This window comes from Duganella sp. Root1480D1 (assembly GCF_001427305.1).
Classification (GTDB): Bacteria; Pseudomonadota; Gammaproteobacteria; order Burkholderiales; family Burkholderiaceae_D; genus Rugamonas.
Genome location: NZ_LMFZ01000001.1, coordinates 34,826 through 48,999 on the forward strand (window position 1 = coordinate 34,826; position 14,174 = coordinate 48,999).

Annotated in this window: 14 protein-coding genes; 1 reads left to right on the forward strand and 13 read right to left on the reverse strand. The window is 66.6% G+C overall.

The window, feature by feature from the left end:
- Positions 1–38: 38 nt before the first annotated feature.
- Positions 39–1,133, reverse strand: a complete 1,095-nt coding sequence (locus ASD58_RS00165) for a type IV pilus twitching motility protein PilT (RefSeq protein WP_057258859.1) — start codon at positions 1,131–1,133, stop codon at positions 39–41.
- A gap of 202 nt (positions 1,134–1,335) precedes the next feature.
- Between ASD58_RS00165 and ASD58_RS00170 the strand changes: the two genes are divergently transcribed.
- The gene (locus tag ASD58_RS00170) at positions 1,336–2,025 is read left to right on the forward strand and encodes a response regulator transcription factor (RefSeq protein WP_057258861.1); all 690 of its coding nucleotides are present in this window, start codon (positions 1,336–1,338) and stop codon (positions 2,023–2,025) included.
- 16 nt (positions 2,026–2,041) lie between these two features.
- On the opposite strand, the gene ASD58_RS00175 is transcribed toward ASD58_RS00170, so the two are convergent.
- The 12 genes from ASD58_RS00175 to ASD58_RS00230 form a co-directional block, all read right to left on the reverse strand.
- Entirely contained in the window at positions 2,042–2,524 is a 483-nt protein-coding gene (locus tag ASD58_RS00175; protein ID WP_057258870.1) for a lytic transglycosylase domain-containing protein, read from the reverse strand.
- A complete protein-coding gene (gene pilV, locus ASD58_RS00180) occupies positions 2,502–3,872 on the reverse strand; it encodes a shufflon system plasmid conjugative transfer pilus tip adhesin PilV (RefSeq protein WP_057258877.1) in 1,371 nt (456 codons plus the stop codon). The genes ASD58_RS00175 and pilV overlap by 23 nt, the downstream gene beginning before the upstream one ends.
- Positions 3,869–4,363, reverse strand: coding sequence for a type IV pilus biogenesis protein PilM (gene pilM, locus ASD58_RS00185; protein WP_057258880.1), 495 nt, complete (start codon positions 4,361–4,363; stop codon positions 3,869–3,871). The genes pilV and pilM overlap by 4 nt, the downstream gene beginning before the upstream one ends.
- Positions 4,364–4,392: 29 nt before the next feature.
- Positions 4,393–4,947 (reverse strand): type 4 pilus major pilin, encoded by a 555-nt coding sequence (locus ASD58_RS00190; protein ID WP_229209854.1) that lies wholly within the window; start codon positions 4,945–4,947, stop codon positions 4,393–4,395.
- A gap of 50 nt (positions 4,948–4,997) precedes the next feature.
- Entirely contained in the window at positions 4,998–6,068 is a 1,071-nt protein-coding gene (locus tag ASD58_RS00195; RefSeq protein WP_057258885.1) for a type II secretion system F family protein, read from the reverse strand.
- On the reverse strand, positions 6,058–7,665 hold the full coding sequence (locus ASD58_RS00200; protein ID WP_057258887.1) for a GspE/PulE family protein: 1,608 nt from the start codon (positions 7,663–7,665) through the stop codon (positions 6,058–6,060). Before ASD58_RS00200 ends, ASD58_RS00195 begins: the two co-directional genes overlap by 11 nt.
- On the reverse strand, positions 7,662–8,168 hold the full coding sequence (gene pilP, locus ASD58_RS00205; protein WP_057258889.1) for a type IV pilus biogenesis protein PilP: 507 nt from the start codon (positions 8,166–8,168) through the stop codon (positions 7,662–7,664). Before pilP ends, ASD58_RS00200 begins: the two co-directional genes overlap by 4 nt.
- A complete protein-coding gene (gene pilO2, locus ASD58_RS00210) occupies positions 8,158–9,435 on the reverse strand; it encodes a type 4b pilus protein PilO2 (protein ID WP_057258891.1) in 1,278 nt (425 codons plus the stop codon). Before pilO2 ends, pilP begins: the two co-directional genes overlap by 11 nt.
- A 10-nt stretch (positions 9,436–9,445) precedes the next feature.
- Positions 9,446–11,182, reverse strand: a complete 1,737-nt coding sequence (locus ASD58_RS00215; protein WP_229209855.1) for a PilN family type IVB pilus formation outer membrane protein — start codon at positions 11,180–11,182, stop codon at positions 9,446–9,448.
- A complete protein-coding gene (locus ASD58_RS00220; protein WP_057258896.1) occupies positions 11,179–11,646 on the reverse strand; it encodes a TcpQ domain-containing protein in 468 nt (155 codons plus the stop codon). The genes ASD58_RS00215 and ASD58_RS00220 overlap by 4 nt, the downstream gene beginning before the upstream one ends.
- A 168-nt stretch (positions 11,647–11,814) precedes the next feature.
- Positions 11,815–13,770 (reverse strand): type III secretion system outer membrane ring subunit SctC, encoded by a 1,956-nt coding sequence (sctC, locus tag ASD58_RS00225; protein ID WP_057258898.1) that lies wholly within the window; start codon positions 13,768–13,770, stop codon positions 11,815–11,817.
- Positions 13,767–14,174, reverse strand: a complete 408-nt coding sequence (locus ASD58_RS00230; RefSeq protein ID WP_057258900.1) for a hypothetical protein — start codon at positions 14,172–14,174, stop codon at positions 13,767–13,769. Before ASD58_RS00230 ends, sctC begins: the two co-directional genes overlap by 4 nt.

Here is a 14,174-nt window from a genome sequence, read left to right on the forward strand (position 1 = left end):
AAGCAAGGCCCGGCCAGCGCCGGGCCTTTTTCGCCGTATCAGCGGGTATTGCCCAGCATCTCGCGCAATTCCATGCGGTTGTAGGCAACGCGCAACGCATCGCGCGCACTGATCTCCTTGCGCGCAACCAGTTGCTGCAGCACTTCGTTCAGCGGCCGCGACATGCTGTCTTCCTTGCGCTTCATATAGTCGCTGATCATGTGCAGCTTGTCCGGATCGACGATGTAGGGCGCGATCTGCTGGTTATGGTTGAACACCATTTCGCTGGCCAGCACATAATTCTCGCCATTTTCGGACGGCAGCAGGCTCTGGAAAATGACGCCGATCAGGGAGCTGGCCAGCATGGCCGAGCGCTGGGCGCGCTGGTCGACCGGGAAGAAGCTGAGCAGCTTGCTGATGGCGCCGACCGCATTCCCCGTATGCATGGTGGCCAGCACCAGGTGGCCGGACTCGCCGGCATGCAGCACGGTTTCGGCCGTGTCGTAATCGCGGATCTCGCCCACCATCAGCACGTCCGGCTTCTGCCGCAAGGCTTCGCGCAGGCCGCTGGAGAAGCTGGCGGTATCGACTGGCACCTCCTTTTGCGAAATGATCGACTGCTTGCGCTGCAAGGTGTACTCGATCGGTTCTTCGATGGTGACGATATGGCCGTTGCGATTGGTGTTGATATAGTCAAGCATGGAAGCGATCGTGGTGGTCTTGCCCGACCCGGTGGGGCCGGTCACCAGGATCAAGCCCTTGTTCGATTCCAGCATGGACCGCACATACGAGGGCAGGCCGGTGCGCTCCAGCGGCAGCGGATCCAGTGGCAGCCGGCGCACCGAGAGCGCTACCTTGGCGCCGGCGCCCAGGCGGTAGATATTGCAGCGCAGTCGGCAATTCTGCAACACGAAAGGACGGTCCAGCGCCTTCTCGACGATCTTGTCTTCCCAGTCCTCGTCGATACTGTCCAACAAAGGCCGCAACTCGCCCAGCGTCAGCGGCCCCTCATGGAACTGCTGCCAGCCGCGCGGCGTTTTCACCATGGCGGCAGCACCCTGCTCCAGGTGGATATCGGAAAAGCTTTGCTGCCCGCTGACCAGCTGCATGAACTTCTGCTGGAAATCGCTGGCGCGCGAAGTATCGTTGGACATCGGGGTCACCTCTAAGATGAAAATGATTCTGGCTACGTAATTCTACACAGATGCGCATGCAAGGCACACCTCCGTTCCCCCTGCACTGGCGCCCGCACACAATAGCGGAGCCGGCAGCAAAAATACAAGATTGTGTTTACTATTGCCAATTAAATTCTGATGGGCAGGTGCAGGCCGGAGTGACTATTAAGTTTGGACGAACATGAAGATCGCATGCCATATCCAAAGCGCTGAAGTCTACGAACTGGTTCACAGCGTGCTGCTGCGCGCCGGCTTCGACGTGCAGCGCTTTGCTTCGGAAACAGCGTTGCTGCGGGGCGTGCGCCGCGACGACGTCGACCTGGTCCTGATCGACCTTGCCAGCGAACCGGACGCGGACAACAGCCTGCTGTCGTGGCTGAACATGCGCACCGGCGATGCGACGCCAGTGATGATCCTGTCCCCCATGCGCAGCGCCGCACTGGCCGCTCTGGTGCTGAACGCCGGCGCCGACGAATTCGTGCCGCGTCCGGTCGAAGCGGTGGAACTGCTGGCGCGCACCAACGCGCTGTTGCGCCGCAGCGGCAACGCCCCGCAGCGGCGCAGCATCGAATACGCCGGCTACAACCTGGAGCGAGACAGCGGGCGCCTGCAGTTCCTCGGCCAGCAAATCGAGCTGACCCCGCGCGAGTTCAGCATGGCCTGGCTGTTCTTTTCCTCCCCCGGTGTCTACATTTCGCGCAGCACCATCGGCGCCGTGATCTGGAGTACCGACAGCGAGGTGGCCGGCCGCACCATCGAACAGCACGTCTACAAGCTGCGCAAGAAACTGCAGGTCGGCGACAAGCGGGTCGTCATGATCCGCACCGCCTACACCCAGGGCTATCGCCTGGAACTGTGCACGCCGGAGTAGCCCGGCCTGCCGGCGTTCAATATGCAGCATCGCTCGCGCCCCCGCCATCAGCCTGTTGCGCCAGCGCCGCCTCCGGCAGGTTCTTGCGTACCTTCAGCGCGTACTTGATCCGCTTGGCGGGATCGCGTGCGTTGTAAGCCCCCACCGCTTCCCAGGTCACACCCATGCGCTGCATGTTCTGCGCCAGTATCCAGGCGCCGACCTGGATGCTGGTGCAAGCGTCGTACAGGTCCTTCTCCTCCACGCCGTATTTGCGCAGCGTGGGCAGCCAGGAGCTGTTGATCTGCATCAGGCCGATATCGTAGCTGCCGTTCTTGTTGCGGTTGATGGCCGTGGGATTCAGGCCCGACTCGGTCTTGGCGATCGCGTACAACAAGTAGGGATTGACGCGATACCAGGTCGCAGCTTCTTCCCAGCAGGCCTGCGCCGGCAGGCTGGCCAGCGACAGGCATGCAGCCAGTGCCGCGGCGCGGCGCTTAATTCGGTGTGTAGTATCCATTGGCGTACCTGAAAGTGTGGTCCTGGCCGCAGATCAGCGGGCGCATGTCGGCATCCATCACGATGGTCCCGGCGGGGAACTTCAATACGTCGCGCCCTTCCAGGTCGCTCCATTCCCAGTAGTGGCAGGCGCCCCCGGCCGCCTTGACGGACGTCAGGTTGATCGAGGGGGCAGCCATCCAGCTGCTCGCCTCTATCCTGCGGGCGGCGACGGTGCGCACCACGTTGGCGTCACGCTGCACCTCCAGGTCGCGGCCGGCCCTGAGGTCGCGCTCGCCCGAGATATCGCCAACGGCGTGGATGGTGCCGTCCGATTCGATGGCCTGGGCCGCACGCAGGTTGCGCGCCTTCACTTCGCCCGGCGCATCGAGGTTGCCGTCTTTGTCCAGGGCAAGCGGCGCCCATCCTGCGCCGTCGAAGGTAAACGCCCGGCTCAGGTTCATCACCATGCGCACGTCGCCGCGCATGCTGCCGGCTACCGGCAGGTCGCCCCAGGCCTCGACCGGCGCTTTCCATGACGATGCCAGGTTCCAGTGGCCGGTGGTGTCGCAGCTAAGCAGGTTGCGTGTGCCGGCATCGATCGCCAGCCCTGGTTCGGCCACGCCATTGGCATTCAGGCAGGAGTCGCCGGCCCCCACCAGCGCGGCGCCGCCAAAGCGCATGGCGGTGTTCATGCGATTGAGTTCGGGGCGGCCGGGCACTGCGCCGCGGTACAGGAAATCGGTCGCCAGTTGGCCGGCGCCATCGTAGAACAGGTTCGACACCAGGTGGCCGGCATCGGCCGCCGTCCCTTGCAGCGCGGGAGCGGCGGCGCCGGCGCAGGCGATGCCGCGGTATGGGGTAGTGTCCATGCGCCAGGAGGCGCCGCGCGCAAATGCCGGTTCGCGAGCAGTGATGAAGCCGCTACCGGGCCCCGCATGCAGGGCCACGGCCGCCAGGTCCTTGTCGCCGATCGGCTTGCCGCCGCTGGTGACCACCAGCGCGTCGAACTTGCCGGGCGCAGTGGCGGCGTTGGGCTGGCGTACCAGCACGCAGCTGCCCTGCTGGAAGGCATTCAGGTCGGTAAAGCCGGCCGGCAGGAAGTGGCCGGTGCGCAGTTGTTCCAGGCTGACCGCCAGCACCGTGGCCGCAGTAGGCGTCGCGGCCTTGATCTCGTCATGGTGGGCCTGCATATAGCGTTCGGCAGCATGCACCACCTGCGCCTGGTAGTAAGCAGCCTGCTGCCCGCGCAGCTCGTCGAGCGAGTTGTCGCTCATGCCGGTCAGCCCGAGCAGGAGCACGGCGCCGACGGCCAGCGCCGCCAGCAGTTCCAGCATGCCGACCCCGGCCTGGCGGTGGCGGGCCATCATGGCGCCACCGCCAGCCAGACCGGCACGCCATCGGGCAAGGCCAGGCTGGCCAGTGCCGCCAGCGGAATGCCGGTGTCGCCGTACACCGGCGACTGCAGGTTGGCCACGCCGCGCCGGTAGCTGCCTGCCAGCACCGAGTTGCGCGCCAGGCGCACGATCTCGCGCGTCAGTTCGCGGCGCGGCAATTGGCGGGCATAGATGTAGATGGTGCCGCCGGCGTCGCGGTAATTGCCCCACGGCGTGGCAGGCGGCGCCTCCAGCAGGGGCCAGGCGCGCAGCACGCCGCTGGTTTTCAGCGTATCGATGCTGACGCTGGTGGCGCGCAAGTCGTTGGCCTGGAAATAGGCCACCACCGCGCTGCGGTAGTTCGCCATGCCTTCGGCGCTGGCCTCGGCCAGGTGCTGCTGCCCGGACGCGGCATTGCGCTCGGCCAGCGCGGCATATGCGCCCGCCATCGACATTACCAGCGCCAGTATCACGACATTCCACATGCTGCCTCCCCTGCGTGCTTTGATACGCCTCAGGCGCCCTTGAACGTCACGGCATTGCCGGCGGCGCCGGCCACCGAGCACACCGTCGTCGCATCGCTGACCGAGACCGGGAAGTTGGTGATGGCCTTGCCGCCCTGGCTGATCTCGACCCATCCGCTGGCGCCGCTGATCAGGTTGACGCAGACATCCTTGGGTACCGCTGCATAAGTGATCTCGAACCCGGTAGCGGTTCCCGTCACCGTGACGGCACCGCCCCAGCTATTTTTCAGGGTGTTGTCGCCGGTGTTCTTGGCCAGCGTGCCGGGAATGGCGTTGGCGGCAATCAGCGTGGGCACCAGGCTCTCCACCGGATACGACTGGCCGATGTACAGCTTGCGCACGGCGGTGCGCATGGCCACTGCTTCCTCGGTGGCTTGGTTCGATTTGGCGCTACTGAAGGCGCCGCCCAGGAGCGACACGGCACCCAGCACCACCACGGCGGCGATGCCCAGGTAGGCGATACCTTCCAGCAGCGAGGCGCCGTGCTGGCGGGACGGCGATGGCATGCGGCCGGAACGTTGCTGCGATTGGAACAGGTGATTCATGGTCATGCCTCCATATGTGTGACTGGTCGATCAGGTAAATCAGCCTGGCTTCAGCCAACGCCGCGCGTGGCTGCGGCGATTTCCTGCTGGATGCCGAAGAAGCCGGTCACCAGCCAGGCGATCACCAGTGCCAGGGTGACGATGGCGAAGCCGTTCAATACTTTCATGCGCAGGGCAACTGCCTCCACGCCCTCCTCCATCCATTCGGCTGCCAGTAGCTTGAGCGCTTCCGAAAAGCCTTTGTAGTCGGCGTACACGCACAGGTCGTCGATAATGGCCGGCGACGGGAAGCCGTAGCCGGCATGGCGCAGCGCTTCGCCGCAATTCAGGCCGGAGCGCACGCCCATCAGCGCGCCGTCCAGGCGTTCGCGCAGCCAGGGCTGCGACTTGTTCGACAGCCGCGACAGCGATTTCTCCACCGTGACGCCGGCCGCCTGCAAGGCCGCAAACGCCATCAGGAAGCCGCTGCCCACGATCAGGCGGTAGATCGAGAACGGTGCGAAGCGGTCGAAGAACACCCGCAGATTGCCGCGCCATAGCGGCAGCGACGCCATCATGGCGGCAATCAGGGCCACGGTGCCGGCCACGGCAAACAGCATCCAGTCCTGCACCCAGAGCGACATGCGGTACAGCGACAGCGCCGCGCCGTGCCAACCTGCCGGGTCGACCAGGCGCGTGAACTGCGGAATCACCAGTGCGCCGAACAGCCAGATGTAGAGGGCGATCATGGCCAGGATGGCGAGCGGGTAAGCGGCGCCGCTGAGGATTTCGGTCTTGATGCGGCGCCCGGCCTGCACCACGTCCACCAGCGCATGCAGGCTGCCTTCCAGGCGGCCGGACTGCTCGCCCGCCATGATGATCATCTGCTCCGTGCCCGGCACCCACCAGGCCAGGCCGTCCGACAGCAGCTGGCCGTTCTGCACCATGCGCCGGCAATCGTCGAGCACCAGGGCCAGGCTGGTGTCGCCGCCCGGGCCGGCATTGCGGCGCGCCAGCTCCTCCAGGATGCGCAGCAGCGGCAGGCCGCCGGCCAGCATCTTGGCGATCTTGCGGTACAGGCGCACCCGTTGGGAGGCGTTGAACTGGGTGCGCGCCCAGTAACGCACGACTTCAACGCGCATCGCAGCCCTCCTCCACTACCTGCAGGCGGCGCCGTGCCAGGGCCGCTCCGGCGTTCAGGTGGCCCAGCACCTGTTCGGCCATGCGCGGGTCGACCAGGCCGGCTGCCACCTTTTCCACCGCATGTTCGACCATGGTGCGGCCGCCCGTGCGCAGCCAGTAGGCCAGGGCCGCAGCCTTGTCGCCGCGCCGCACGTGGCTGAAAAACTCGTCGTCCGGCAGGATGATTTCGGCCACTACCGTGCGGCCGATGCTGCCGTGCCCAGCGCAATGCTCGCAGCCGGGACCGGTCACGTGCACGCGCCGCAAGTCGGCCACCACGTCGCGCAAGCGTCCCATGACGGCGGGCGGCAGCGGCGCCGTGGCGGCACTCAATGGCAGCTTGCAGTGCGGGCACAGGGCTTTCACCAGGCGCTGGCTGATCAGGCCTGTCACTACCGTGTGGTCGGCCACCTGGCTGGCGGCCAGGCCCAGGTCCAGCAGGCGGTCGGCAATGGACAGCGCGCTGTTGGCGTGGATGGTGGTCCAGACCTGGTGCCCCGTCATGGCAGCGCGCACCGCATTCTGGGCCGAGGCACGGTCGCGCACCTCGCCGACCATGATGGTGTCCGGGTCGAGCCGCATGGCGTTGGAGATGGCGGCGGCGAACAGGCGCGACCTCTCGTCTTCGGAACCGGCATTGGTGACCGAAGTCTGCACCGCGCCATCGATCGGGTATTCGACCGGGTCTTCAATGGTGAGCACGTGGCGCCGTCCTTCGGCTTCGGCGATCTGGCCGGACAGGATGCGCTGCAGCGTGGTCGACTTGCCGGAGCCGGTCGGCCCGCCGATGATGTTCATGCCGATCGGCTGCTCTTTCAACTGCTGCAGCATGGCGGCCTGCTGCTCGCTGAAGCCGAGCGGGCACAGTTCGCCGTCGCCGGCATCCAGGTACAGCAGGCGCAGCACCATCAGCGTGCCTTCATTGGTGGGCACGGTGGCGATGCGCACCCCGTGCAGCTCGGGCGGCAGCTTGTCGCGGTCGGCGATACTGGCGTCCTGGCGCTCGGTCGGCTTGTAGGAACTGTCGGACACCGAGGCCATGGCGCCGTACAGGGTGGCCAGCAGGCGCTCGCCGTATTCACGCGTCTGCACGCCGACCGGCGTCAAATCGCCGCGCACCCGGAACAGGATTTCGGTGGCACGCTGGCGCACGCGGATGTGGATGTCGGAAGCGCGGGCGGCACAGGCGCGGCTCAGCAGGTCCTTGGCCGTCACCTGCATCATCGAGTGTTCCTGGCGCCGTTCCACCAGCGAGCCGTTGCCGCTGGCGTACAGGTGGCGCAGTTCGTCGATCTTCGCGTGCTCGACGCGGAACGGCTTCTGCATGCGCTGCAGGCGCGCCTGGTAGGACAGCACGTGCGCATTCATGTCTTGCCCGACCGCCACCAGCAGGCGGCCATCGGCCAGCAGGCACACCAGCTTGCGCTCCTCGGCGCTGGCTTCGTACTGGCCGGCATGGCTCAGCACCGCCGCGCCTTGCAGCGGCACTTCCGGCTGCACGCTGCCGGCGGCCTGTGCGCCCGCCTGCATGCCCGGCAGCGCAATGCGCAGTTTCATCGCGCGCTCCTTGGCGCGGCCGCTACCGGCATCGGCGCCGGGGTGCCCGGATTAAAGGCATTGACCTGCTGGGTATAACCGGACAGGCGGATGCGCTTGCGTCCAGGCGCGCTTGCCATCACTTCATTGTTCTGGATCGAGACGATGCGCATGCCGCCCGGCAGCACGCTGCCGACCTGCACCTCGGCCACGCTGCCGTTGGACATTTCCAGGGTGGCGAACATGGTGTCGCCCAGCCCTTCCACGGCGCGCACCACCGGGTCGCCGACCACCACCGGCTGGCTGAGCATCGCGCCCATGGTCTGCTTGGCGGCGATCTCGTTCTGCTTGGTGATGATGGACGATTGCACCTCGAGCTGCTTTTCGCGGGCCCGCAGCAGCATGGTCTCCGCCTCGATACGGGTCAGGCTGGCGGCCGTGCTTTCGGCGCGCGCCACGGCCGGCGGCAGCAGGCAGAGTGCCAGCGTCAGTGCAGCGACGCCCCTGGTCTGATTATTTTGCATAGATGACTCCTTCAAGTAACCACGCCATACCGCGATAGCTGATCTTTTCAATGCGCACGCCTGGCCGCTCCAGCATGGCGGCCAACTGCTGCGGGGCCACGCCCTGCGCATCGAGCTGGAAGCCGAAGGCTTGCCAGTCCGGCGCCGCTGGTCCGGCCGCCGCGGCCTGCCCAATGGAGGCGGCAACCGGCGCCGCCGCGCGCTTGTTGAGCCGCAGGGACAGGCCGAGGCTCTGCATCTGGGCCATCAGGGGCTCGATCGCCTGCGGCGCGGCCAGCAGCTCTTCACCGCGCGCCGCCGGCAACGCGGCCGATACTGCCAAAGCGCCGTTCAGCGTCGCCTTGTCGCCGGTCGGGTCGATCACGGCCTGCGGCACTGCGTCGCGCAGGGTAGCAACCGTGGCAGCGTTGCGCGACCAGGCGTAACTGAACTGGCCCCGGGTGCAGGTATATTCGTCAAGCCGCCAGCCGCCGGGCGTCAGGTGGTCCAGCCGCTCGAAGCAGGCGCGGAATGCGGCCGAGGGCAAGGGCTGTTCGACCCATGGCCGCAGCACCGCGGCTGGCACTGCCGCCTGCTGCGCCAGCACCGCATCTTCCGCCTGGCGCCGTGCCTGCCAGTGCTTCCATCCGAAAATCAGTGCGCCCCCCACCACCGCCAGCGCAACGCCGGCAGCCAGTCGCCACTCGGGTGCACGCTGGGCGGCGATCGGGCGCAGGCGCCACCAGCGGAAGATGCGCAGGCTGCCGTCTTTACGGTGCGGCAGCAGGCTTTCGATGCGGCGTGCGTTGAAGTTGTGGAAGCCCTGTCCGGCCAGGCTCTCATCGCCGATCACCACGTTCCAGCCGCCCAGGGCATAGTCGCCATACAGGCGTTCCAGCACTTCTTCCTTGGTGCCGGCAAAGTCGCCATTGGGCAGGAAGTTGGCATCGCGCACGGCGAAGTAGGCCCACTTCCCGTCCGGCAGTTGCAACGCTGCCAGCCAGTTGTGCACCGGCTGCAGCAGGCCGTCGTAGTAGGCTCCTTCCATTGCCACGGTCTTGGAGACCGCCGCACCCAGCGAATACAGGGTGCGCGCCGCGCCGTCGCTGCTTTGCGCATAGCCGGCCTGCGCGGTCGACTGGTCGCGCCGTACCACCATCAGGTCGGAGCCGATCTTGCGGCCCAGCTCCACCGCCTCGCGGTGCAGCTCGCGCGGCCGCGACAGCGACTGCCAGAACAGGCCGCACACGAAGCGGGCCTTGTCGATCTGGATGATATGGATGCCCATCCTGCCCTCCTCAGGTACCGGCCATGGCCATCGGGGTGATCAGCACCACGATCACTTCCTTGTTGCTCTTGGCCTTGACGCCGCCGCCCAGCAAGTAGTTGTTCGGGCGGCCCACACCCTGGCGGTCGACGTTTTCGTCGGTCTGCTCAAAGCCGCCAATTACCAGGGTTTCGCCCGACTTCATGGACACCCGCTGCAGGAAGTTGCGGGTATCCAGCTCCGGCGACTCGATGCGGCTGCCATTGCTCTCGATCACGCGGATGCCGCGCAGGGTCGAAATATCGATGGAGAACTGCAGCATCACCGCACCGTTGTTGAGCACGTGCGGCAGGATGCTCATATTGAAGCCGGCCGTCACCACGCCCGGCACCATCGTGGTGGTGGTACCGACCTGCGCCACGATCGAAGTCTGCGAGCTTTGCAGGTAGGTAGTCTGGCGTGCCACCTGAACCGGCACCGGCTGGTTGTTCAGCGTCACCACCGAAGCCGTGGTCTGGCGCCGTACCTTGCCCTGCTCCGCCAGCGCCTTGGCGACTACCGTGCTGCCGCTGAAGCGCGAGTTGCCGACAATGCCGGCCGACAGTGCCGACGCACCCTGGCTGGTGTTGAAGGTGTTCTGCAAGCCGTACTTGCTTTTCAGGCTGTTGTACACCAGGTTCCAGTTGATGCCGTATTCATCGCCCTGCTCCAGGCTGACCGACAGCACCGTGACGTTCATCACGATCTGGCGCGACAAGGCCTGGTTGGCATTCTCGATATAGGCTCCGATGCGGTCCAGGGTATCCGGCGTATCGACCACGGTGATGGTGCCGGTGGCCGGCGCCGCCAGCACCTTGCCATGCGGCGAAAGCATCACTTTCACCGCGTTCTCGATGCCGTTGTACACCGACAGCTTGGACACCACGCCGGTATTCTGGCTATTGTTCGCCGACACCGAACTGCCGCTATTGCCGCCGGTGCCGCCTGAGCCGCCACCGGAGCCGCCCCCGCCGGCCAGCGACGCGGCGCCGCTGGTGACCGATGCGGCAAACGAGGCATCGCCCGGGACGGCGCTGATCTGGAAGGTGCGCGCGTCGGTGTGGTAGAACTGGATCACGCCGTCCGCATACTTCCAGGAGACGCCGAAGCGCGCCGCCACGGTGTCCAGCAGGCCCTTGAAGGAGCCATTGGCATAGCTGACGCGAATGCCGCCCTGCAGGTCCGGCTGGAAGCTCACGCTGGCATCGGCGGCACCGCTGCGCAGCGGTGCGTCGCCGGCAACCGGCTGCTCGCCCGGCATGCCTTGCGGCAGGGGCAGCGCAGGCACGCCGGCTGGCTGGCGCATGGCCGGAGGCGCCGGCAGGCGCCCGCCGCCGCGCTTGAAGGCGCTGGCAGCGATGCTGGACGCATCGGCATTGACCCGGCTCGGGATGCCAGAGCGCAGCGTCAGGCGTTCAGCCAGCTCGGACAGGGAAAAGATGCTGCGGTCGAAGGTGGCCGGCTGGTAGAACACCGCGGGCAACGGCGGCTGCCCCAGCTTGACCACGTTCTTGCCCAGCCAGATGCCCGGTTCGTGCACCACGCGCGCCGATGCGGGCACCACGGCCCCGCGCGCATTGCGCCCTACTTCCTTGACCAGGCCGGACGTCGTTCCATCGGCGGCATCGGCATTGGACGACACGCGGTCGGCCAGGTCGGAACAGGCGCTCAGCGACAGCACCGCGCAGGCCAGCATCGGCAGGCAGTTCTTCATCGGGCGGCGCATCATTGCACACCTCGGCCGATAATGCGCAACACCTTGTTGCCCTTATAGAAAACCGCCTTGATCGGCATCTCCGCGCTGTCCATGCTGCCGACTACCGTTGCAATAGCTTCTTCGAAGGTGCCAGGCACGGTGGTGCGTACCTGCACCGCGTAGTCGACCGGCAGCTCCCACAGCAACTGCCAGCCCGCAGCGCCGGCCCAGCGCGCCAGTGCGGCGTTCAGGGTCTTGTCGGCGGGGACAATGTCCCAGGCATCGGGGGCCGCACGCACGGCCGGTTCGCTGGCTGGCACCGCGACCGCGACGGCGCGGCCTTTGCCGGCAGCGGTGCTGCGCACGGCGCTCTTCGCGGGCTTGCTGCTTGCTGTGGGCTGCGACGCCGCTGCGGCAAAGCTGCCGCAGCACAGCGACAGTCCAAGCGCCGCGAAGGAAACCCTGGCCGCGCCATTCAATGTGATATTGAGGTTCAACGCTCTTCCTCCTGATGGCCATTGCTGGCAGATGACATCAACAAAGCCTTGCAGCCGCCAGGAGCGCTTGCAGTACAAGTGCGCCAGGGCTAAGAGAAATATAGTCGAAAGTGCATTCCGAATTTCTCAACAAGGCTCAACAATCCCCACCCCCGCTGGGGGCTTCCTTCACCGCTTTTCGGGACTGACGGCGGCGGGGATCAGGGCCCAGGGCGAACGTTCGCTCGTGGGCGGTGCAGGCGCACGCATCTTGGCCGGTGCGGCATCCCTGGTGGCCGGCGGCGCCGGCATCGGCAGGGGCAGCGGCAGTTGCGTGGTCGCCGATTTGCCCGGCGCCGGAGGCGGCGGCAGCGCTGCCGCCAACTGCCGTGAAGCTTCCGAAGAGGCGCCGCCCCGGCGTGGTCCACCGCCGGCCGGCGCCGTGAATCCCCGATCCGGGCCGCTCAGGCGCGGGGTGATCAGGAACAGCCGCTCGCGCGTGCTGCGCGACTCGGTCTGGTTGCGGAACAGCCCTCCGAGCAACGGGATGTCGCCCAGCACAGGCGTCTTCTGCTTGTCCGTCGCCATCCGCTCGGCGCGGTAGCCGCCGATCATCAGGGTCTGCTGCAGGTCCACGATGGCCTGCGTGCTGATGGTCGAACGCGTGACGCGCACATTGCTGCGCGAGTCCTTGCCTGGGCCGCTATTGCCGGCGCCATCGAGCGAGCCGTCTTCAATGTCGACTTCCAGGTGCACCTTGGCGCCATCCGCCTCGCGGATAAGCCGCGGGATCACACGCAGCATGGTGCCGGCCGTGATATCGGCCAGGTCGGCCACGCGCTCGCCCACCAGGGGTACGTAGGCGGTCTGGCTCAGGTCCAGCACGGCGGCCACGTTGTCCAGCGTCAGCACGGTCGGAGTCGCCAGCACGCGCGCTTCCCCCTTGGCTTCCAGTGCCTTCAGGCGGGCATAGAAACGATTGATGTTGCTGATCAGGAGCGTCGCGCCCGGCAGCGGCAAGTCGGTGCCCTGCGATTCGCCGGTAGTGGAATTGAACGTCAGGTTGCTGGTGCCGGCGCGCACACCCCACTCCACGCCCATTTCGGCCAGGTTGCTGCGGTCCATGTCGATGATCAGGGCTTCGATCTCGATCTGCTGCGGCGGCACGTCGAGTTCCGCGATCAGGGCGGCGTACATCTCGCGCTGCTGCACGTCGTCGTAGATCAGGATGGCATTCATTGCCGCACTGGCCTCGATGCGCGGCTTGCCGTTTTCGGCGCTGCTGCCCTGCGGCTTCTTGCCGCTGCCTTCGCCCTGCGGGGGCGTGGCGGGTAGCGGCGCATTGCCGCCCTGGGCCGGCGAGAAAATCGGCACGAAGGCATTGCCGCCGCGCGGGGTCTCCTGCGCGCTGCCCGCGCTGCCCTTGGGCCGGTGCGAGCGTTTCGGGCTGCCGACATCGAACTGATTGGTGTCGGCCAGCTTTTCGGCCGAGGTGGGGCCCAGCAGCAGGCCGGTCAGGATAGTCTTCACGCCGGGGATGACTTCAGGCTGGCCGCGGGCATTGATGGTACGGTCCATGGCGCTGGCATACTTCAGGCGGAATACCATGACCCGCCTGCCGCGCACTTTCGCGCGCTGCTCGTCGGGCAGCAGGATCTGGCGCGCGAACTTCACGTAGCTGCGCGGGCCGCTGACGATCACCGTGCCCACGTCCGGCAGCTCGCCCCAGCCGAAGCGCTCGTCGAACAGGCCCACGCCGACCATCGCGGCCTTGGCGTCCTGCACCGCATCGTCGCCCAGGTCGAGGCGCGCCGAGGTGTGGTCGTTGGCGGGAACGATGTACAGCACCTCGTTGTAGACGAACCAGCCGCATTGGCACAGCGGCGCCAGGCGGTTGAGGAATTCGGCGCCGCTATTGGCAGCCAGGCGTCCATTCATCATCTTCTGCCCCGGCACTTCCATCGACACGCGAACGCCGTACACGCGGCCGAATTCGTCCAGCACGGCACGCAGGCTCATGCCGCTCGCATTGATGGCGAATCCCGTGCCTTTCCAGGAAGCCGGAACGGCTGCCAGGGCGCCGGCCGGCAACAGCAGCATGGCCAACAGCACGAACAGCCGCTTGAAAATGACAAGGTACTTCATTGCTGCGCTCCCGCGAACATGGCGCGGATGCGCTGCTCGCTCTGGTCGAAGGAATTGTGCTGGCGGGTGCGCGCAGGAGCCATGGCTGCGCGCCACAAGGCGAGCTGGTTGAACAGCTGCTCCAGCGCCGGCGCCGCGTCCAGCCAGGTTTCCGCCTGCGGCAGCCATTGCGAAAGGACCAGCGCGCCATCGGCACGTATGGCGAGTCCGGCATCGAACTGGCGAGCGCCCTGGAAGCCGGCGCGCGCCGCCTGGTCGACCTGGGCATCGCTCGCCTCGCGCAGCAGGATGGCGCCCAGTTCGGCGCCGCCGGATACCGGATGCAGGTAGGCCGACTCCCCTTCGAGGACGAGCGGAGCGTCCACCGCCAGGTCTGCCAGCCAGCGTGCGATATCGTCGCTCAT